Annotated in this window: 10 protein-coding genes; 4 read left to right on the forward strand and 6 right to left on the reverse strand. The window is 64.5% G+C overall.

Features of this window, described 5'->3' with window-relative positions:
- Positions 1 to 10: 10 nt before the first annotated feature.
- The gene (locus AABM56_RS14875) at positions 11 to 931 is read left to right on the forward strand and encodes a substrate-binding domain-containing protein (protein ID WP_133861194.1); all 921 of its coding nucleotides are present in this window, start codon (positions 11 to 13) and stop codon (positions 929 to 931) included.
- Between the two features lie 85 nt (positions 932 to 1016).
- Here AABM56_RS14875 and AABM56_RS14880 read toward each other — a convergent pair whose 3' ends face one another.
- The 3 genes from AABM56_RS14880 to AABM56_RS14890 all read right to left on the reverse strand — a co-directional run bounded on the left by AABM56_RS14880 (position 1017) and on the right by AABM56_RS14890 (position 5102).
- Positions 1017 to 4091 carry an autotransporter domain-containing protein gene (locus tag AABM56_RS14880; protein ID WP_347883440.1) on the reverse strand — a complete coding sequence of 1025 codons (3075 nt, stop codon included), beginning with the start codon at positions 4089 to 4091 and terminating at the stop codon, positions 1017 to 1019.
- Positions 4092 to 4277: 186 nt separating this feature from the next.
- Positions 4278 to 4802 carry a GNAT family N-acetyltransferase gene (locus AABM56_RS14885; RefSeq protein WP_133861195.1) on the reverse strand — a complete coding sequence of 175 codons (525 nt, stop codon included), beginning with the start codon at positions 4800 to 4802 and terminating at the stop codon, positions 4278 to 4280.
- Positions 4803 to 4859: 57 nt separating this feature from the next.
- On the reverse strand, positions 4860 to 5102 hold the full coding sequence (locus tag AABM56_RS14890; protein WP_347883441.1) for a DUF1654 domain-containing protein: 243 nt from the start codon (positions 5100 to 5102) through the stop codon (positions 4860 to 4862).
- A 428-nt stretch (positions 5103 to 5530) separates the two neighbouring features.
- Between AABM56_RS14890 and AABM56_RS14895 the strand changes: the two genes are divergently transcribed.
- Positions 5531 to 7447 (forward strand): methyl-accepting chemotaxis protein, encoded by a 1917-nt coding sequence (locus tag AABM56_RS14895; RefSeq protein ID WP_347883442.1) that lies wholly within the window; start codon positions 5531 to 5533, stop codon positions 7445 to 7447.
- A 185-nt stretch (positions 7448 to 7632) separates the two neighbouring features.
- Entirely contained in the window at positions 7633 to 9624 is a 1992-nt protein-coding gene (locus AABM56_RS14900; RefSeq protein WP_133861198.1) for a bifunctional diguanylate cyclase/phosphodiesterase, read from the forward strand.
- Between the two features lie 67 nt (positions 9625 to 9691).
- On the opposite strand, the gene AABM56_RS14905 is transcribed toward AABM56_RS14900, so the two are convergent.
- From AABM56_RS14905 to AABM56_RS14915, 3 genes are all read right to left on the reverse strand, one after another.
- The gene (locus AABM56_RS14905; RefSeq protein ID WP_263258912.1) at positions 9692 to 9826 is read right to left on the reverse strand and encodes a hypothetical protein; all 135 of its coding nucleotides are present in this window, start codon (positions 9824 to 9826) and stop codon (positions 9692 to 9694) included.
- Positions 9827 to 10178: 352 nt separating this feature from the next.
- On the reverse strand, positions 10179 to 10649 hold the full coding sequence (locus tag AABM56_RS14910) for a hypothetical protein (RefSeq protein ID WP_133861200.1): 471 nt from the start codon (positions 10647 to 10649) through the stop codon (positions 10179 to 10181).
- 331 nt (positions 10650 to 10980) lie between these two features.
- Positions 10981 to 11373, reverse strand: a complete 393-nt coding sequence (locus AABM56_RS14915) for a RidA family protein (RefSeq protein WP_133861201.1) — start codon at positions 11371 to 11373, stop codon at positions 10981 to 10983.
- Between the two features lie 900 nt (positions 11374 to 12273).
- On the opposite strand from AABM56_RS14915, the gene AABM56_RS14920 reads away from it, so the two are divergent.
- Positions 12274 to 20838: a glycoside hydrolase family 94 protein gene (locus AABM56_RS14920; RefSeq protein ID WP_263258910.1), complete on the forward strand. Its 8565-nt coding sequence runs from the start codon at positions 12274 to 12276 to the stop codon at positions 20836 to 20838.
- Positions 20839 to 20981 lie beyond the last annotated feature (143 nt).

A 20981-nucleotide genomic window follows, 5' to 3' on the forward strand; every position in this document is an offset into this window, starting at 1 on the left:
GGACCGACTCATGTTCAAGCCAAAGCTTCGCCTTCTCGCCGGTCTCGTGCTGGCCGCCACCTGCGCCAACCTGGCCCACGCCAGCGCCCCGCTGATCGGCGTCCTGACCTCCAAGCGCGACAATTTCCGCACCCTGCTGATCAACAATGTCGAGGAACGCGCCCATACCCTGGACGCGGACGTCTTCCTGGAAAACGCCAACAGTGACAGCGCCCTGCAGCTACGCCAGTACCGCAACCTGATCGCGGCCCATGTCGATGCGGTCATCGTCAATCTCATCGACGACAGCCATACCCAGGAGATGCTGTCGCTGGCGATGAGCAGCAAGGTGCCGCTGGTGTTCATCAACTATCGTCCCAGCGTCTCTCCCCTGCCCGCCTATGCCGGCTTCGTCGGCTCGGACGAGGTGGAGGCCGCGACGATGCAGATGGAGGAGCTGGCTCGCCGTGCCGGCTACAAGGGCAAGGTGGCCATCCTGATGGGCGAACCGGCCCACCCGGCGACCAAGCTGCGCACCGAAAGCGTCGAGAAGGTCGTCGCCAAGTACCCCGACATGCAGGTGGTGGTGAAGGCCTCGGCCAACTGGCAGCGCAGTGAGGCGACCGAACGCGTTCTGCAGTGGGTCGACAAGGGCGTGGCCTTCGAAATCGTCGCCGCCAACAACGACGAGATGGCCATCGGCGCGATCCGCGGTCTGGAAAAGGCCGGCAAGCCGCTGGCGAAATACCTGGTGGGCGGCATCGACGGCACCCCCGACGGGCTGCAGGAGATGCGCGAGGGCAAGCTGGCGGTCAGCGTGCTGCAGGACGCCAAGGGCCAGGGCCAGGGCGCGGTGGACATGGCCCTGCGGCTGGCCAACGGCTCCACCAGCAGCAATCTCACCCGGGTCCCCTTCCAGCTGATCACGCCGGACAATCTGGCGTCCTTCTAGCCCTCACGGCAGGAGGCTGTCCGTTTCCGGCAGCCTCCTGCGCGGGCCAGGCTCCCTGTCCTTTCGGACAGTCAGGCGCCTTTCCTCAGAAGCGCCAGCTGAGCCGGGCGTTGAGGTCCTGGTCCTTGGTATGGCTGCTCAACTGGCCGTCATAGCCCAATCCCAGCGACACCGTCTCGCTCAGCGCCAGGTCCAGGGCGCCGCGCACCACCGCCGCGTCCCGCGCAATGGGTGCCCCCACCAGCTTGAAGTCCGGGCCACCGGCAAAGGCCGACTCGTGCTCGGGGGTGGTGTCGCCAAAGGCATGGCGCCAGCCCAGGGTTGCGCTCGGCACCACCTTCAGCCCACCGAGTGGCTTGGCCGCCAGGCGCAGGCCCAGGGTGCTGAAGGTCGCATCAGTGGTCTGCCGCCGACTGTCCAGCTCCAGCGCACCGCTGCGCTCGCGAAAGGCATCGGTCTGCAGATGCACCTGGGCCAGATTGGCGAAGGGCTCCAGACTCACGCCGCCCTGCTCGATCCGATAGGCCAGTTCGCCGAACGCCTGGCTGGTACCGGCATCGTAGTCCGGCGCCAGGCGCTGGTCGTTACCGAGGATCGCCAGGTTGCGCCGCGCTTCCACCGAGTGCCAACTGTGGGCCAGGCCCAGCTTGAGGCTGAGGGCGTCCCACTGCTGGCCGGCATAGAAGCCCAGGTGGTAGTCGGTGCTGTCCGCCGAACCGGACTCGCCGCGCAGGTCGAGATCGGTGTGACCGAAGCCCACCAGCCCGCCGACGCGCCAACCGCTGTCCAGGGGTACGTCGCTGCCGATCAGCAGGCCACGGCTGTGGCTGTCCAGGCTGCTGGCGTCGTGACTGCCGTCGTTGCGACCCCAGGCGCCAAGGGCCTGGGTCCAGACCAGCCCGCGCTCGCGACTGCCGGCCAGCCCCTGGATGCCGGAACTGGACGGCAGCTCGTCTTGGGCGTCGCTCAGGCGATCGCTCATGGCATTGCGTACCAGCCGGCTGTTTTCCACCAGCACGGTGTTGGTCGAGGCGTGCAGCTCGTTGCCCAGGCTCTGGAAGGTGCTCCGGGCGCCGGCGGCGTTGGTCGCGGCCACCTGATTCCACACGGCATTGCCGGCACCGGCGTTATCCAGGCCCGTTGCGGCGGCGCGGGCGTTGCGGCCCTCGGCCAGCTCGGCGAAGGCCACGCCATTGCGCGCCAGGCTCAGGGTCGCCTGGCTGGCGCCATAGCTCAGGGTCGGGGTGAGGAAGGCGAAGTCGGACTGGATCTGGCCGAAGCGACCGCTCAGGCCATTGCCCGCGCTTAGCAGCTGATAGCTGCCCAGCGGCTGCCAGGAGGGGCTGGAAACCAGCGCCAGGGTGGCGCCGTCGACGGTGATGCTGCCACTGGCCATCAGGCGATCGGCGCGACCGCTGGCATCGGTCTCGACCTGATAGGTCGAGACCTGGTCGAGGACGGCGTTGCCGTTGACGTTGAGTTGCCCCACCGAGTTGCCGGGCGCGAGGATGCCGCCCTCGGCCACACGCAGGCTGGCGAGACTGCCGGTGCCGCCAAGGATGGCGCCCGTGTTGACGGTGACCGCCGAATTACCGAGGTTGCCGTTGATGGCCAGGCGACCCTGGTTGACGCGGGTGGTACCGGAAAAGTCGCTGTTGCCGGTCAGGCTCAGGGAGCCGTCCCCGGTCTTCACCAGGCTGCCGCTGCCGTGCAGGTTGTTGACCAGGCTGCTGTTGACCGACTGGTCCAGCACCAGGGTGGCATTATCGGTGATGTCGCCGCTGCCGAAGGCCTGGGCATGGCCACGCAGGGTGCCGCCATTGATTACCGTCCCGCCGCTGTAGGTGTTGACGCCGCTGAGGGTGAGTTCGCCGCTGCCGTTCTTGGTCAGGCTGCCGCTGCCAGCGATGTTGTTGCGCCAGGCGTCGCGGGCGTTGAAGCCACCCTGGCTGGCCTCCATGTTGACGCTGACATTGCCGGTGAAGGCCGCGTAGCCGTCGGCCGCGGCCATCAGGTTGAGGCGACCGTAGCCGTTGGATTCGTCGATGACCACATAGCCGGAAGACAGCTCGGTGCTGGCCAGGATGTCGCGGCGCTGACTGGCGGTGAGATAGGGAAAGCGCGTCTCCAGCAGCACCTCGGCGTTGACCGGCACCACCGGCGCCAGGTTGGTCGGACCGACGGGAGCGAAGCCGTAGGTCATGCGGGCGGTGTACAGCGCCTTGTCCTGGGCGTGCTGGGACTGCTGGTCGGTGGCCGGATCGATGCCGTCCACGCAGGTGTTGATGTCGCCGCCGCACTGCTGGGCGAAGTAGGCCTGGGCCTGGGCGAAGGCATCGCTGCGCAGCTGGGCGTTGTTGACCAGGTTGTCGATGGCGAAGTAGGTGGCGGTGATGCGGCCACCGATCACGTCCAGCGGCGAGTGCATGCCGGCGATGATGCGGTTGTTGCCCAGCTCCGAGGCGCGGAAGAGTTCTTCACCCAGGCGCTGGGGTACGGCGTAACCGAAGCCCATTGCCGCCAGGTAGGCCGCGTTGGTATGGCCGCTGGGAAAGCCGCCGTCGCTCTGCGGCGTGGTGCTGAGCGCCGGGCGCAACGACAGCGGCACGATGTCCACGCTGGCTTGCCGCCAGGGCCGCGGATACTGGTAGGCGTTCTTCGCCGGAGTGGTGGAGGCATCGTTGCGGATCGCCTGGACCAGTTGCACCACCTTGCCCAGTTGCGCGTTGGCGTCGCCGGCGCCGTTGCCGTTGTCGTTGTACTTGGTGGTCTGGGTGGAGGCGTCGAACACCGGGATGGTGGTGAGGGCGCCGGAGCCGGCCAGGTAGCCATTGGCCAGGGAACCCAGGCCGCTGATCAGGCTGTAACTCTGGTCGCGGCGGTCGTCGTAGTAGGCCGCTATCTCCTGGGCCTGGGTGCGGGTCTTCGCGAGGTCGACCACGTATTGGATATTGCGCTGCAGGATGGGCGCCCCGAAGGCGGTGGGCGTGCCGGTGTTCCAGGTGGCGCCGGGGGTCCAGAGCCTGTTGTAGCCTGACAGCAGGTCGACGCCATTGATGGCGTTGTTGCCCGAACGGCTGGCCGCTTGCACCGAAAGCGCCAACAGCGAGGCCGCGAACGCGACCGTCAACACCGCGGGTTTGTTACCTGAACGTTTCACCAGCTCTTCTCCTTGGCCCTGTGGATACAACTTGTTACAAGCTGTCTTGGGGCGGCGAGCCTAGAGCGGTGATATGACGGTGTGGCGGCGATTTGGAGGCAGTTTCACGACATCCCATGACCCAAGGGACCGCGATCTGGCGCCCGGCCGGGAAAGGATCGCGGTGTGGTGGATGGCAGGGACGCGCTAGCCGCGGCGCAACCTGTCCAGATCGCACCAGAGGTGCAGTTTGGTAAGCAAGCCATCCCCCACGGCTATTGCCTGCGGCTCGCTGCCGAAGAGGTTGAAGCCCGCCTGCCGGTACAGCGCCAGCGCGGCATCATTACCCTCGGTCACCGTGAGCTGAACGACCCTGAGCCCGGGCAGCCCCTGCGCATGGGTCAGGAGTTCGTCCAGCAGGCCCTTGGCGATTCCCAGACGCCGGTAACGATCAGGAACGTACAGCCCGAACAGGGTCGCCTTGTGCCGGACCTTTTCCTGCGTCTCGCGGCCAAGACCGACAACGCCCAGCAGCTCCGCGTCCCGGGTTGCGCCCCAGACCTGCTCTTGCGCCTGGTCATCCTCTTGCAGCCGACGCACCCACCAGTCGAGCGGCAGCGCCGCCCGCTCCTCGGGGCTGGAGGTGAAGGCTTCCGGATGTCGGGCATAGGCGTCCAGCATCAGTTGCCGGTAGACGGGGGCCCAGGCAGGCCCCAGGCGCTGGATATTCATGGTCAACCTCCTTCCAGCGCCAAGCCGCTTGCGAAGCCTGCGCTCTGTCATGACCGCTCAGAAATCGTCGTAGCTGACCTTCCAGAACAGGTCGATGCTGCCGTCATCGCGATGAGCCACGATCAGGCCTTCGGTCTCGCCAAAGGCTTCAAGCAACAATTCCCAGTCCTCGCTGCTCGCTTCCAGGCGCTCCACATTCACGTGCTTGTCGATGACCCCGCGCGCGTTGTTCACCAGCCGCGACACCCGCATCGTCAGGCGATCATAGGAGGTCAGCTGGGATGGCTGGCTCTGGGCCATGGGCGCGGGCTCCATAACTGTTCTTTTATACAGTAGTTCTCGACTGAGGCGATTGGCAAGTCGCCCGCCTCCCTGATCCGCCGGCAGCCCCTGGAGGTCTAAGCCGGAGGACCCTTTTTGCCCTGTGTCGGCCCGCGAGGAAACCCGGGTTCCCCATGATGGCGACACGCCGTCCATCCAGGAATAGCCACCAGACATCTCTGGATAAGGTGTGACATGGATCACTTTTTCTTGGCTAGGGTCAGACCCATCCACAACGCTCAGGGCGCTCTTGATGCGCGCCGCGCCCCCCGCGAGCAGCGACTGACGGCACCTCCATGGCGTCAGGTATTCAGAGCCCGTCCAAGGGCTTAAAGCTATCGCGATAACAAATCACCGTTAATCCGGCTGAGGTGCTTCCACCCGGCCCTCCTCTCCAGGTAGTCCACATGCAGCACAATGGCTGGAATTTCCTCAGCAACATCAGCGTCCGGGCCAAGCTGGCACTCGGCTTCTCCCTGCTCATCGGCATGATCCTGCTGGTGGCCTACACCGGATGGCAGGCTACCGACGCCCTGCGCGATCGGAGCGAAAGAATCGGCGACATCTCCGGATTCAGCACCCTGGCGCGCGATATGCGCATCGAGCGACTCGTCTACATCGTCAAGGCCGACGAGGCCCAGGCGGCCAAATGGCTGGCCGCGCTCGACAAGCTCGAAGCCCAGTTGCAGAGCATCATCCCCAACTTCAACTCGAACGCCAACGAGGCCTTGCTGAGCGAAGCCCGGGCCGCACTCAAGCGCTATCGGGACTTCTACACCCAGGTAGTGACGGCCACGCGGGAGCGTGCGACCGTCCAGCAGGCGGCGACCGCCACGGCGGAAGCGGCCAACACCTATCTGCTGGCCCTGGCCACGGCGGCCAATGCCCAGGAAGGGCGAGTCGAAGACCGTCAGCAGGTAGCGGCCCTCTTCATCGACCTGCAGCGGATGCGCATTGCCCTGCGTAGCTATGCCACCACGCCCACCAAGGACAACGAGGCCGCTGCCCATGGCGCCCTAGACGGTATCCAGGCAAAGGTCAAACAACTCGCTACGACCAGCACCCTGCCGACCGAGGCGTTGCAGAAGCTTGGCAGCGAACTCGACGGCTACCAGCAGCGCCTGCAACAGCTGATCACCACCCAGGCCCAGGTGGACCAGGGTCAGGCCGGTATCACTACCACCATCACCACGCTGCTGTCGGTCGCCGACAAGCTCACCGCGATCCAGAAGGAATTCCAGCTGACGGATGTGAGCGGTGCACGCCAGCTGCTGCTGGTGTGGCTGACCATCGCGATCGCTCTGGGCCTCCTGGGCGCCTGGCTGATCACCCGCTCCATCGTCCGCCCGCTGAAGGACACCGTTCTCCTGGCACAGACGGTCGCCAACGGCGACTTCACCCGTCAGCTGGAGGTGACCCGCAAGGATGAACTGGGCGCGCTGCAGATCAGCATGCAGCAGATGACCACCAACCTCCGCGGACTCATCGGCGAAGTGAAGGATGGCGTCGTCCAGGTCGCCAGTGCCGCCGAGCAGCTGTCGGCGGTGACCGAGCAGACCAGTGCCGGGGTGCAATCCCAGAAGGTCGAGACCGATCAGATCGCCACCGCGATGCAGGAAATGACGGCGACCACCCACGAAGTGGCGCGCAACGCCGGGGCCGCCGCGCGCTCGGCGCTGGAGGCCAGTCAGCAGGCCCAGCAGGGAGACCGGGCCGTCAACAAGGCCGTCGCCCAGATCGAACTGCTGGCCGGCGAAATGGCGTCGACCAAGATCGCCATGGCCGCCCTGCGCGATCATGCCGACAGCATCGGTGGCGTGCTCGACGTGATCAAGGCGGTTTCCGAGCAGACCAATCTGCTGGCGCTCAATGCCGCCATCGAAGCCGCCCGCGCCGGCGAGGCGGGACGCGGCTTCGCCGTGGTCGCCGACGAGGTCCGCGGCCTGGCGCAGCGCACCCGCTCCTCGACGGACGAGATCGCCCAGCTCATCACCGGTCTGCACCAGAGCACCGACCGCATGGCGGCGGTGCTCGATCATAACGTGCAGGTGACCGACAGCAGCGTCGGCCTGTCGCGCGAAGCGGGCGAGCTGCTCAAGCGCATCACCCGCTCGGTCAAGGACATCGAGTCGATGAACGAGCAGATCGCCTGCGCCGCGGAGCAGCAGGGCACGGCGGGTGAAGAAATCAGCCGCAGCGTGACCAACGTCCGCGACATCTCCGAGCAGACTGCCGCCGCCAGCGAGGAGACCGCCTCCTCGAGCACGGAGCTGGCGCGCATCGGTGTCCGGCTGCAGGAAATGACCCGCCGCTTCCAGGTCTGACAACAGCCCGAGCTCTTGCCGCAGCAGCCTGCGGCAAGAGCTCGCACCGTCAGGTTCTCCAACTCAACCGCCGGTCATTTCGGCTGAATCCTTGCGCCAGCGGCCAGTCACCAGGTGCCATCATATTGATATTATCAATGTCACTTATCGCACATTGATATCTCTTCTGTCAGTCCAGGTCACGCATGAAAACCTCACCAGAGCTGGGTCGGCTTGTCGATCAGACGCTTGCTGTGCCGGTCGGGCCCTTTGCCTTCGTCTCGGTGCTGGAGCGCCTGTTTCAGCTGGATATCCACAAGCAGCGCACGCGGCACCTCACTCGCTGCCTGCTGATCGGCACCCTGAGCTACGACAGCTTTCTGATCTGGTGGTGGCTCCTGCTGCAAGACGCCCTGCCCTGGGCGGCCGCCCAGATGCTGGGGATCGCCACCCCCTTCGCGCTGCTGGTCGTGGTGCTGCTGCAGGTGGTGCCGACACGTTGGCGCGAAACCCTGGCCTCGCTGCCGTTCTATGTCGGCCTGGTGGTGGTCTACAACATGGTGATCAACGGCCCACCGGGCGGGGAGATGAATCAGACACTGTTCATCTTCACCTGGCCGCTGATGCTGGCCTTCGTCAACACCTGCATGAAGAGTCCGCTGCTGCCGGCCCTGCTGTTCAACGGCTTCGCCCTGTCGGTGATCGCCCTTGCCGTCCATGAAGCGCCGGTGTCACCGATCGTCGGCGGGCTGATGATGACCAACGCCATCGTGATGGCGTTCTTTTCGCTATTGGCCAGTTACTGGCTCAACGTCGAAGGGCGCCGCTCCTACCTCTACAAGCTGCGCGAAGAAGTCCGCCTGGCGTCTCTCAATTCGGCCAATCAGGATCTGCAGATCCTTTCGGAAACCGACTCCCTCACCGGGCTGGCCAATCGTCGTCAGCTCCGCCCGCTCCTCGAAGCCTTCTGGCAACGTCGCCTGGCCGGAGAGCAAGGCGCCGTGCTGCTGATCGACGTGGATCACTTCAAGCGCTACAACGACTACTACGGCCACCTCGCCGGAGATGACTGCCTGCGCTCCGTGGCCAAGGCCCTGGCGGTCGGGCTGGGCCCGGGTGACAGGATCGGTCGCTATGGTGGCGAGGAGTTCGTCGTCCTCCTGGACCGGGTCGGCCCGGCCGAGGCGCTGGACGTGGCGGAGGCCATCCTGGAACGCGTTCGCGACCTGCAGATCCCGCACCAGGGGCGTCAGGACGACAAGACCCGGGTCACCGTCAGCATCGGCATCGCCCGCAGTGGCCTGGCCGGTCTGAGCAGCGCCGACGACCTGCTGGACTGTGCCGACCGCGCGCTCTATCGCGCCAAGCGCGAGGGCCGGGACCAGGTCTTCGAAGGGGGCGTCGATGCCATCCTGGGCGCACCGCTCGACCATGCCGCGCTGCTCACCCCGGAGGATGTCCGCAAGGGACTCGCGAGCAACGAATTCCTGCTGCACTACCAACCCATCTATCGCGTCGAGCCCCGGCAGGTAACGGGTTACGAAGCGCTGCTGCGCTGGCAGCATCCGACCCTGGGCATGGTCTCGCCAGAGGTTTTCATCCCGCTCGCGGAACAGGGCAATTTCATCATCGCCCTGGGCGAGTGGGTGGTGAAGGAGGCCTGTCTCGTGGCCAGTCAGTGGCCTCCACACCTGAGCATCTCCATCAACCTGTCGCCGCTGCAATTCGCCGATCCCATCCTGCATGAGCGGGTATCCGCGGCCCTCAGGCTCTCGCGCCTGGCGCCCAACCGCCTGGTCCTGGAGGTCACCGAAGGGGTGGAATTGGTCATAGATACCAAGACCCGCCAGTCCTTCGCCCTGCTCCAGCTGCTGGGCATCCGCATGGCCCTGGACGACTTCGGCAGCGGCTTTGCCGGCCTCGGCCCCATCCTCGAACTGCCCTTCCAGCTGATCAAGCTCGATCGCCGGATCCTGGCGATCGAGGACGAGGAACAGCGTGGCCAGGTCCTGACCTCCCTGTTGCTGCTGGGCAAGGCGATGAAACTCGAGGTGCTCTGCGAAGGCGTGGAAACCCCTGAACAACTGGCGCAGCTGCAGCAGCTGGGCGTCCGGCTCGCCCAGGGGTATCTGCTGGGCAGACCCGCGGCGGCTCCTAGCGGTCAGGAATTCCAGCTCACGGCGTCGCTGGAAGCCTGACGCCTAGCGCTAAACGACTTCCGGCGCCCTGCCGGGGGCCGGCAGCGATGCCCTGCCTACGGTTCGTCTAGAAGATCGCCAGGCTATCCAGCACCGCCGTGCAGAGCGCGCTTCCATAGGTGACCACGCCTAGCGGTACCCCTACCGCAGCGCCCAGGATCAGGGCGCAGACCAGCAGCGCCACCAGCGGTATCCCGAACACGGGCTGCACCAGGAAACGGCCGCCGCTGTTATCCCCTGCAACTTTTGCCTTGGACGTCTCTGCCGAGTTGGCGGCTTCGGACCGGGCGCGGGTGGGCTGCCCGGGCGGCTGACGTCCTGGCCTGGCCTTGCCTTCCATCTCGATCAGATCGGCGATATCGGCGAGGGTCCCGCTGTTGCGTGTGATCTGCTCATGAGCAGCGCGGAGGGAATCAGGCTTGGCCGTGCGGCCTGCACCGCGAGGAGGTCTTCGTGAGGCGGTCATAGTGCAAGAAACGGCGGAGAAGGTACTTAGGATGACACAGTCTGAGGTTAAGGCTATTAACCTTAGCCCTATATATGGCTAATTGCCACTATTTCTCAGGTGCCTGCCTGAGCAGCGGAACGCTGACCTCCTCCCCCGCTTCGAGCGCCGCCAACGCCAGGCGGGTGGCTTCGAGCCGCTCTTCCAGGGAGTAGTCCTCCGCGCCCTCGTCCGGCAGCTCCAGTTGTTGTTCAAGTGCATTGAAGGAATGCCATTCGGCATCCTCCGCCACAGGGCGGGCCAGGCTGTCCTGCGCGGGGAAAGACCCTGGTTCATCCGCTTCAACCGGCTGAGCGGACTCGCTCGTGCCCGACCCGGGCAGGACGTCGTGCGCAGCGCCCTGCTGGATATACAGCGGGACCGCCGCTTCGGCGGCCTGCCCCGTAGCGGTCAGCGCAGCCGGGGTACGCGCGAGTTCGAGCCTGGGCACTACCCCGGCCCGGTACAGCGCCAACAGGCGGGCATCGACGTAGCCCAGCAAGAGATAGCCCGCCGAGGTTTCGCTGCCATCTTTATTCATCACAGTGCTTCCTGAATGGGTTGGAACGATCGCCTCCAGGGTTCGCGGAGGCGAATGAAGGACCGCTCACCTGACTATCCGATCCTGAGCGCTGCAGCCCTTCAGCTGTTTCCGCAACCCGGACAAGGCGCAGCCGACATTCTGCCGGCGATACCACGCGGGAGACAGGAAAGAACGCTCTGGCGAAGCGGCCGTTGCGCCTTCACGGCAGCCAGAACCCCGAACACCTGGCTGAGCAGCCGAATGCTCCGACTCCCCAAGGCAGTTACCGAGCTGAGCGAGGCCCTGCACAGGCAGCGCCATCAGGCCGAACAGCCGAGTGCGGCAGGGCCTATCGCTGCACGGCGATGCACTTGATTTCCGCGAGGAGTCCGGCACGGGCCAGTTCGGCGACGCCAATGCAGGTCCAGGCGCACATCGCTCTGGGAAAGACCGCATCCTTCACGCGCCTGAAGACCGGCATGTGCCTATGCAGGTCGACGTGGAAAGTCGTCAACTCCACGACGTCCTCGAACGTACAGCCACCCGCTGCCAAGACAATGCGAAGATTGTCCCAGGCCGCCCGGAATTGCTGCTCGGGATCCAGGATAACCTCCAGCTCCGGCGTACGGCCCACCTGCCCTGCGCAATAGAGCGTCTTGCCGACCTTCACGGCCGGTACATAACCCGCACGTTCGACAAGCCCTTTCATGCTGTCGGGGATGATCAACTGGCGGTCTGTCATTGTCTTCGCGTCCACGGTCGTAGAAAAGGCAAACTAACAGCAGCAACGCTCCGAGGCCTAGCCGCGCTTTTCCGGGGCTGCCCCGGACGCCTGACCTCGCGGGCTCCGCCCCGATCCTCCGGGGATGCCGAGGGCAGCCTTGATCCGGTCTCGGCCAGGACGACATCGCTCGCACCAACGCTCAGCGCACCTGCTTCCCCTGCTGCGGTACGAAATCGTCAATGGGGTGGTATGGCGAATCCTGGCGGACCGCCAACAACGTGAACGGTTGGCGTCACAGCTGCGCGTGGATGGCGCCATCGAAATGCGAGACGGGCTACTACAGGTGATGGCGGGTCGGCTGGAGGACGTCAGCGAGCGGCCTCAAGGGCTGGAAGCAGGCGGCGGGGATGTTCACGAGTTGCATCCGTCAGAGCCACCTGACACCCAAGCCCCAGGGCTTGCCTATGGTTTTCACAGACTAGGCGCTTTCGCTGACCCTGAAGTCCTTGAACAGCAGGAACACCATTACGGCCGCCAGAATCTCCAGCGCGCTGCGACACCTCTCCTAAATCGGATGTCGGTTTCCGAAATCCTGAAATTACCAAAACCGGAATCAGCCAATGACAGCTCTCGACTCAACGCTGCCGTTGACGGAATGCAGCTAACGGCCAGCAGCGCGAAGAAGCCCCACCCAGCCACTGGCAATGGCGACTCCTAAGAGGTCGTCCAACTGACAGTGTGCGCCGTACCTCACAAACCGCCATCAGGGCCCAGCGCTATGTGTGCCAGCAGACAGACGCCGCCCATCCAGACTTCCACACTGAATGGGTACCACCTCAAGGTGTCGTACCCGCGGCAATAGCGTGAAAGGCATCTCCGCGTCGTTGTCTAAGTTTCGCGTTGAATGCTAAGGAAAACATGGCTAGGCAATGGCTTCGAGCAATCCAACGGCTGTGGCATTCCGCACCGCGCACCTTCCAGTATGAGCCAGCCTTACGCGCAGAACTGTTCAGTTTGGAGCAAATGGCGGCCCACGGCGCTCATCTCGCCCGACAACATCAGCTGAGTACCCATACCACCTCGGACGCCCTGCTTCATCGCCTTGCCGAGAATGCCGCCGTACTAGCCAGCAGTGGCCAGGCGATGGCAGTGGCCGCGCTGTCCAGTCAACGCGCCACGCCAGCGGCCGCCTGGCTACTCGACAATTTCTATCTGGTCGAAGAGCAGATACGCACCGCCCAGAAACACCTGCCCAAAGGCTACTGCCGTGAGCTGCCCGGTCTGGAAGACGGCCCCTCGCGCACCTTTCCGCGGGTGTATGACATCGCGCTGGAGACCATTTCCCATGGCGACGGCCGCGTCGACAGCGAGAATCTGAGTTGTTTCGTCACCGCTTATCAAACGGTGACGCCCCTGACCCTGGGCGAGCTGTGGGCCATTCCCATCATGTTGCGCCTAGCGTTGATCGAAAATCTTCGACGTGTCGCGTCGCAGGTAATGGCCAGCTGGACCGATCGCAACCTCGCCGATAACTGGGCCGACCGTTTCATTTCGACGGCGGAGCACGACGCCAAGAGCGTCGTGCTGCTGGTAGCCGATCTCGCACGCTCTGCGCCGCCGATGACCAGCGCCTTCGTTGCGGAGCTCTCGCGACGTTTGCAGGGCCAGAGTACCTCACTGGTTCTGCCGATGACCTGGGTCGAACAGGCCCTGGCGGAGTCCGGCCAAAGTGTCGAACGCCTTATTCATCTCGATGGCCAACTGCAGGCCACGGAGCAGGTGTCGATCAGCAACAGCATCAACAGCTTGCGGCTGCTATCGGCGGTGGACTGGCGCGAGTTCGTCGAGCGCATGAGCGGCGTCGAACAAGCGCTGGCCAAGGACCCGGCTGACATCTACCGCCGCATGGATTTCGCCACTCGCGATCACTACCGCCACGCCATCGAGCGCCTGGCGCGCAGCTGCTCGCATTCCGAGATCGACATCGCGCAGGCGGCCATCGGGCTCTGCGACGCCGCAGCCGAACAGGATCCAGTGCAGAGGCACGTCGGTTTCTACCTGGTAGGCGCGGGGCTGGCCACCCTGGAAATACAGCTGGGTGCCCGGCGCTCCCTGATGGAGCGCTGTCGCAGGATACTGCGCGGCGCGCCCATGGCGTTCTTTGTCGTGCCCGTCATGGCGCTCAGCGTGCTGTTGGCCTGGCCTTTCTTCACCTGGTCGAGAGCGGACGGATGGGGCCTCTGGACGATACTGCTGCTTGGCGGGCCGATCGTGGTAATGACCAGCCAGCTGGCCATCGCGCTCGTCAACCGCCTGGTGACCCTGACGCTGCTGCCGGACATTCTGCCCCGCCTGGATCTAAGCGCCGGCATTCCCCCCGAGGCACGCACGCTGGTCGTGGTGCCAACGCTGATCGGTAGCGTTCAGGACATGGAAGAACTGATCGATGGCATGGAGGTACGCTTTCTCGCCAATCGGGACGCCAACCTGCACTTCGCCTTGCTCACCGATTTCATGGATGCCCAGAGCGAAGTCCTCGAGAGTGACGCGTCGATACTGCACTACGCGAGCCAGGCGGTCGAAGCCCTGAACCTGAAGTACCCGGAAACCGGCGCGGCACGGTTCTTCCTGCTGCATCGCCCGCGGCGCTGGAATCCCACCGAACAGCGCTGGATAGGCCACGAGCGCAAGCGCGGCAAGATAGCGGACCTCAATGCGCTGCTACGCGGGCATGGCGCTGGGCGCTTCTCCCTGGTCGTCGGCAACCTCTCTGCTCTACCGAGGATCAGCTACGTCATCACATTGGATACCGACACCCAACTGCCGCGCGAGGTGGCGCGGCAGCTCCTGGGTGCGATCTGCCACCCCCTCAACCAACCGCGCTTCGATGGGCGCCAGAAACGCATCACGAGCGGCTACGCGATTCTGCAACCTCGTGTCGGCATCAGCCTGCCGAGCATCGCTCGCTCCACGTACGCTCAGCTGTTCGGCAGCGACGCTGGCGTGGACCCCTACACACGCTCCGTCTCCGACGTCTACCAGGACTTGTTCGGCAACGGCTCCTTCATCGGCAAAGGGATCTATGCCGTGGATGCCTTCGAACATGCCCTCCAGGACCGCTTTCCCGAAAACCGTATTCTCAGCCACGACCTGATCGAGGGCTGTTATGCCCACTCCGGCCTCATCAGTGATGTACAACTCTATGAAGAGCATCCGGCGCGCTACAGCGCCGACGCCAAACGCCGTCATCGCTGGATACGCGGAGACTGGCAGTTACTGCCGTGGCTGATGCCCTGGACACCGAAATCCGACGGTAGCCTGGAGCCGAATCGCCTGACGCACCTGGCCTACTGGAAGATCATCGACAACCTGCGTCGTAGCCTGGAGCCAGCCGCCTTTCTCGGGGTATTGCTATGGGGTTGGTTTGCCAGCGCTCACGCACTGGCGTGGAGCCTTGGCGTATTGCTGCTGGTGATCACCCACCCCCTGATCAGCGCCTTGCTGGAGCTGCCGCACAAAGCCCCGGACATCCAGCTCGGTCAGCACCTGAAGGTGGTCCTTCGCAGTGCCATCCAGCAGATCACGCGTGCGCTGCTGAGCCTGGTGTGGCTACCGTTCGAAGCCTTCAGCAGCCTGGACGCCATCGGCCGCACGCTGTGGCGCCTGACCATCAGTCGCCGCCATCTCCTGCAATGGAATTCGTCCCGCGAAGTGGAGCGTAGCAGCCGCAACGACCTGCCGGGCCTGTATCGGCTGATGTGGGTGGCGCCCCTGCTGGCCATCGTCGTGGCTGCCGTCTTGCTGCTGGGTGACGCCCCCTGGGTATCGGCAATCGCCGCGCCTTTCCTGCTGGCCTGGCTGCTGGCACCGGCCGTCGCCTATCGGGTGAGCCAGCCAAGTGGCCCATCGGTGTTCACGCCTTCTCCCGCGGAGCAGCAATTCCTGCGCGGCCTGACGCGCAAGACCTGGGCCTTCTTCGACGATCACGTGGGCCCTGGCGATAACTGGCTGCCTCCGGACAACATTCAGGAGCAGCCAACGGCGGTGACCGCCCACCGAACCTCGCCGACCAACATGGGCATGGCGCTGCTCTCCCACCTGGCGGCCCATGACTTCGCCTACCTGAGCGGGGGCCGACTGCTCACACGATTGGATAAGACACTGGCCAGCATGTCGCGGCTGGAGCGTCATCGCTGCCACTTCTACAACTGGTACGACACCCAGACCCTGCAACCGTTGCCGCCGCGCTACGTGTCCACGGTGGACAGCGGCAATCTGGCTGGCCTGCTACTGACGCTGCGCTCCGGGCTTTATGAATTGCCGCACGCGCCACTGCTCAGCGTTGACTGGTGCAGTGGCCTGGCGGACTGCCTTGCCGTGCTGCGAGAGGCAGTACAGGCGAGAGAACTGGATGAGCAGTTGCTCGCCGGTGCGTACAACGAATTGGCGGCCGCCCATACGCTTGAGGGTCTGAACGAGATCAGTAGCGTCCTGCAGCGCCTCATCGTTTGGGCCGAGGCTCTGAAACCCGTGCTGGAAGCGGCTCCCGAAGCCGACTACTGGCGCCAGGCGCTGTTCGCGCAATGCCAGGATCTCCATAGCGAGGTGGCCAGCCTCACCCTCCCTGGATCCCCCCTGGCATCGGCCAGCTGGCATGAGCTGGCGCAGCTGGATGTCACACGGTGGGCCATCGACGAACAGCCTCGGGTACGGGCGGTGATCGCCCAGGCCAAGGAGCGCATCGGCACCGCGCTGCGCCTGGCGGATATCACTGCCGACCTGGCCGACATGGACTTCACCTTTCTCTACAACCCGCAACGCGAGCTGCTGACCATTGGCTACAACGTCGAGGAACAACGCCTGGACGGCGGCTACTACGATCTCCTGGCATCGGAAGCACGTCTGACCAGTTTCCTGACCATCGCGCAGGGCCAACTGCCACAGGAAAGTTGGTTCACCCTCGGCCGGCTGCTGACGAGCAACGGCGGCAATCCCGTGTTGCTGTCCTGGACCGGCTCGATGTTCGAGTACCTGATGCCGATGCTGGTCATGCCCACCTATGCCGGCACCCTGCTCGACCAGACCTGCCGCGCGGCCGTGGCGAGACAGATCGAATACGGCCAGCAACTGGGCCTGCCATGGGGCGTATCCGAGTCCGGCTACAGCACCCTGGACGCGCAACTCAACTACCAGTACCGGGCCTTCGGCGTGCCCGGGCTCGGTCTCAAGCGCGGGCTGGGCGAAGACCTGGTGATGGCACCCTATGCCTCGGTTCTGGCGCTGATGGTGGCGCCAGAAGCCGCATGCAAGAATCTCCAACGCCTGGCCGGCATGGGCATGGCTGGCCGCTATGGCCTGTATGAAGCCATCGACTTCACCAGCGCCCGCCTCCCTCCAGGGCAGCACGCCGGACTCATCCAGTCGTTCATGGCGCACCACCAGGGCATGAGCCTGCTGTCACTGACCCATGTCTTGCGCCAGCGGCCCATGCAGCGTCGCTTCGAAGCCAATCCGCAGTTCCAGGCCACGTCCCTGCTGCTGCAGGAGCGGGCGCCTAGAAGTGCCGCGCAGTACCTGCACACCGCCAATGCCGCGCTGGAAGGCCAGGTCTCCCGCGCCAGTGAAAACAAGCTGCGGGTCTACACCGATCCTTGCCGGCGGCACCCGGCCGTGCAGTTGCTTTCCAACGGCCGCTACCATGTGATGATCAGTAATGCCGGCGGCGGCTACAGCCGTCGCGACAACCTGGCCGTCACGCGTTGGCAGGAAGACATCACCTGCGACGACACCGGCACCTTCTGTTACCTCCGCGATGTGGACAGCGGCGATTTCTGGTCCTCGGCGCACCAGCCCACCTTACGCAGGACGGAGGGCTTCGAGGCAATCTTCACCGATGCCAGGGCCGAGTTTCGGGTCCGCGAACGTGATTTCGATGTCCATACCGAAATTGTCGTTTCGCCGGAAGACGACATCGAGTTACGGCGCCTGCACATCAGCAATCGCAGTGGACGGCGCCGAACCCTGGAGCTTACCAGCTACGCGGAAGTGGTCCTGGCCCCCGCCTTGAGCGACGCCTTGCACCCGGCCTTCAGCAAGCTATTCGTGCAAAGCGAACTGCTCACCCCGCTGCAGGCCATCCTGTGTAGCCGGCGGCCACGCTCCAGTGATGAAAAGGTGCCGTGGTTGTGTCACCTGCTGGCGGTCCACAATGCGGACATCGCGGCGATCTCCTACGAAACCGATCGAGCCCGCTTCATCGGTCGTGGGCGCAATTTGACGCACCCTGCCGCCATGGATGCCGAGGCGCTTTCCGGTACCGCCGGCGCGGTGATCGATCCCATCGTGGCCATCCGCTGCCGGATCACCTTCGATCCAGGCCAGATCGCCACCATCGATCTGGTGACCGGCGTGAGCGACAACCGTGAGGGTTGCCTCCAGCTGATCAACAAATACCGCGACCGCCGCCTCGCTGATCGCGTCTTCGACCTGAGCTGGACCCACAGCCAGGTGCTGCTGCGCCAGCTCAACACCTCCCACGCCGAGGCGCGGTTGTTCGAGCAGATGGCTGCGTCCATCATCTATACCAATCCCTCACTGCGGGCCGCACCGAATATCCTCGCGGCCAATCAGCGCAATCAAAGCGGCCTCTGGGGCCAGGCGATCTCGGGCGACCGACCCATAGTGCTGCTGCAGATTTCCACGGCTATCCATATCGATCTGGTGCGCAAGCTGGTGCAGGCTCACGCCTACTGGCGACACAAAGGGCTCAGTGTCGACTTGGTGATCTGGAACGAAGACCAAGCGGGTTATCGTCAGGAACTGCAGGATTCGATCATGGAGCTGGTCACCTCGGGCAGCGAGGCGCACTTGATCGATCGGCCAGGTGGCATCTTCGTCCGGCCGGCGCAACAGCTCTCCCATGAGGATCGTGTGCTGATGCTGGCGGTCGCTCACCTGGTGCTCAGCGACGAGCGCGGCAGTCTCGCCGAACAGGTCCACCGGCGCCGCGCGGAACCGAGGCTACCGGCTTTCGATGCCAAGCTATTGCCCAGCGTCGTTCCGACGGCTGCGACTCCGCTGGACGGTGCGTCCCTGATCCTCGGCAACCCCCATGGCGGCTTCAGCGCCGATGGCAAGGAATACGTCATTCACTCGCATGCTGGACAGCGCACGCCAGCGCCTTGGGTGAACGTGCTGGCAAACCCCAACTTCGGCAGCGTGATATCGGAAAGTGGCAACGCCTACACCTGGTATGAAAATGCCCACGAATTCCGCCTGACCCCATGGCGCAATGATCCGGTCAGCGACCCAGGCGACGAGACCTTCTACCTACGCGACGAAGACAGCGGCCACTACTGGTCGCCCACGCCCTTGCCCCGCCCTGGCAAGGGTACCTACGTGACCCGGCACGGCTTTGGCTATAGCGTGTTCGAACACGAAGAAGACGGTATTCGCAGCGAACTGTGGGTCTACGTATCGTTACAGGATCCGGTCAAGTTCTCACACCTGAAAATCCATAACACTTCAGATCGACCCCGGCGACTGTCGATCACCGGCTACGTGGCCTGGGTCCTCGGAGACCTTCGCGAGAAATCCTGCATGCACGTGGTCAGCGAGGCCGACCCGAACAGCGGCGCGCTCCTGGCACGCAACAGCTACTCCATCGAGTTCCCAGGCCGGGTGGCCTTCTTCGATGTCGATATGCCGATCGCCAGCAGTACCGCCGGCCGCTGTGACTTCATCGGCCGCAACGGACATCTCGCGGCGCCGGCAGCGATGGCTCAGCCCCACCTGTCCGGGCGCAGCGGCCCAGGGCTCGATCCTTGCGCTGCCCTACGGGTGGATATGCAACTGGCTCCTGGCGAGAAGCGCAGCGTCACCTTCCGGCTCGGCGCGGCGCAGGATGCCACCTCGGCATCGCATCTGGTGCTACGCATGCGGGGCAACGTCACTGCAGAAGCGGAATTGCAATGCGTCCGCGAGCACTGGCACGACACGCTGGGCAAGCTGCAGATCACTACGCCGGAGCCGGCCGTGGACGTACTGGTCAATGGCTGGCTGATGTATCAGGTGATCGCCTGCCGCTTCTGGGCCCGCAGTGGCTATTACCAATCCGGCGGGGCGTTCGGTTTCCGCGATCAGTTGCAGGACAGCATGGCTATGCTGCACGCCGACCCGGCCGCGGTTCGCCAGCACCTGCTGCTGTGTGCTGCCCATCAATTTATCGAAGGCGACGTGCAGCATTGGTGGCACCCGCCCCTGGATCGGGGTGTGCGTACCCGCTGCTCCGACGACTATCTCTGGCTGGCCTGGGCGACCAGCCGCTACGTCAAGGTCACAGGTGATGCCAGTGTCCTCTTGGAAAGCGTGGGTTACCTGGAAGGACGCGCGCTGAACAATGGTGAACAGTCCTATTACGACCTGCCGACCCGCTCCCCTTTACGAGAGACGCTGTACCAGCATTGCGTGAGGGCTATCGAGCATAGCTTGGCGCGTGGCGCTCACGGCTTGCCGCTGATGGGTGACGGCGACTGGAACGATGGCATGAATCGCGTCGGCGAAGGGGGCAAGGGTGAAAGCGTCTGGCTCGGTTTCTTTGGCTACGACGTGCTCCGCCGCTTCGCCACAACCGCCCTGCTCCATGACGATGCCGCCTTTGCCAAGCGCTGCAAAGAAGAGGCCGAGACGTTGCGCCTCAGCCTCGATGCGCACGCGTGGGACGGAGACTGGTATCGCCGCGCCTACTTCGATGATGGCAGGCCTCTGGGCTCGGCCAGCAATGATGAATGCCGCATCGACTCCATCGCCCAGAGCTGGTCGGTGCTGTCAGGCGCGGCGTCGGAGCCGCGCCAACGCGCGGCCATGGCGTCTCTGGAGCAGCACCTCATGCGTCGTGATCTCGGCTTAGTGCAGCTGCTTGATCCGCCCTTCGACCAGGGTGTACTCGATCCTGGCTACATCAAGGGCTATGTACCCGGTGTTCGCGAGAACGGTGGGCAGTACACCCATGCGGCGGTGTGGGCGGGCATGGCGTTTGCCGAGTTGGGAGACAGTGGCCGGGCATGGGAGCTACTGCGGATGATCAATCCAGTCGGCCACGGGAAAGATGCCACCGCCATCTACAAGGTCGAGCCCTATGTCGTGGCTGCCGATGTCTATGGCATGCCGCCCCACGAAGGACGGGGCGGTTGGAGCTGGTACACCGGCTCGGCCGGCTGGATGTATCGGCTGATCGTCGAGTCGCTCCTCGGCGTGCAACGCAGCGGCAGCCAGTTGCGCATCCGCCCGGTGCTGCCGGCAGAGTGGGCGACCTTCAGCATGGAGTACCGGTTCGGCACCACCCTCTACCGCATTGCGCTTTCCCGCGGTGACCTGCCCCGGCCGACCATTCAAATGGACGGCACGATGGTGCAAGGCGACAGCATCGATTTGATCGACGATGGCCTGGAGCATCAGGTCGATGTGCGCTGGCCGGACAACTAGAGCTGCGCAATGCCAGAGCGCTCCGAGCCCTTCGCAGCAGCGCGCGAGACAGAGGGACAGGACTTGACGACGCAGGACCGGCGAAAAGCCGCATCATGCAAGGATATCCCTGATATTCACGACTGGGACAGGGCCATCTGAAC

The sequence above is a fragment of the Pseudomonas aestiva genome (assembly GCF_039908605.1).
Lineage (GTDB): Bacteria > Pseudomonadota > Gammaproteobacteria > Pseudomonadales > Pseudomonadaceae > Chryseomonas > Chryseomonas aestiva.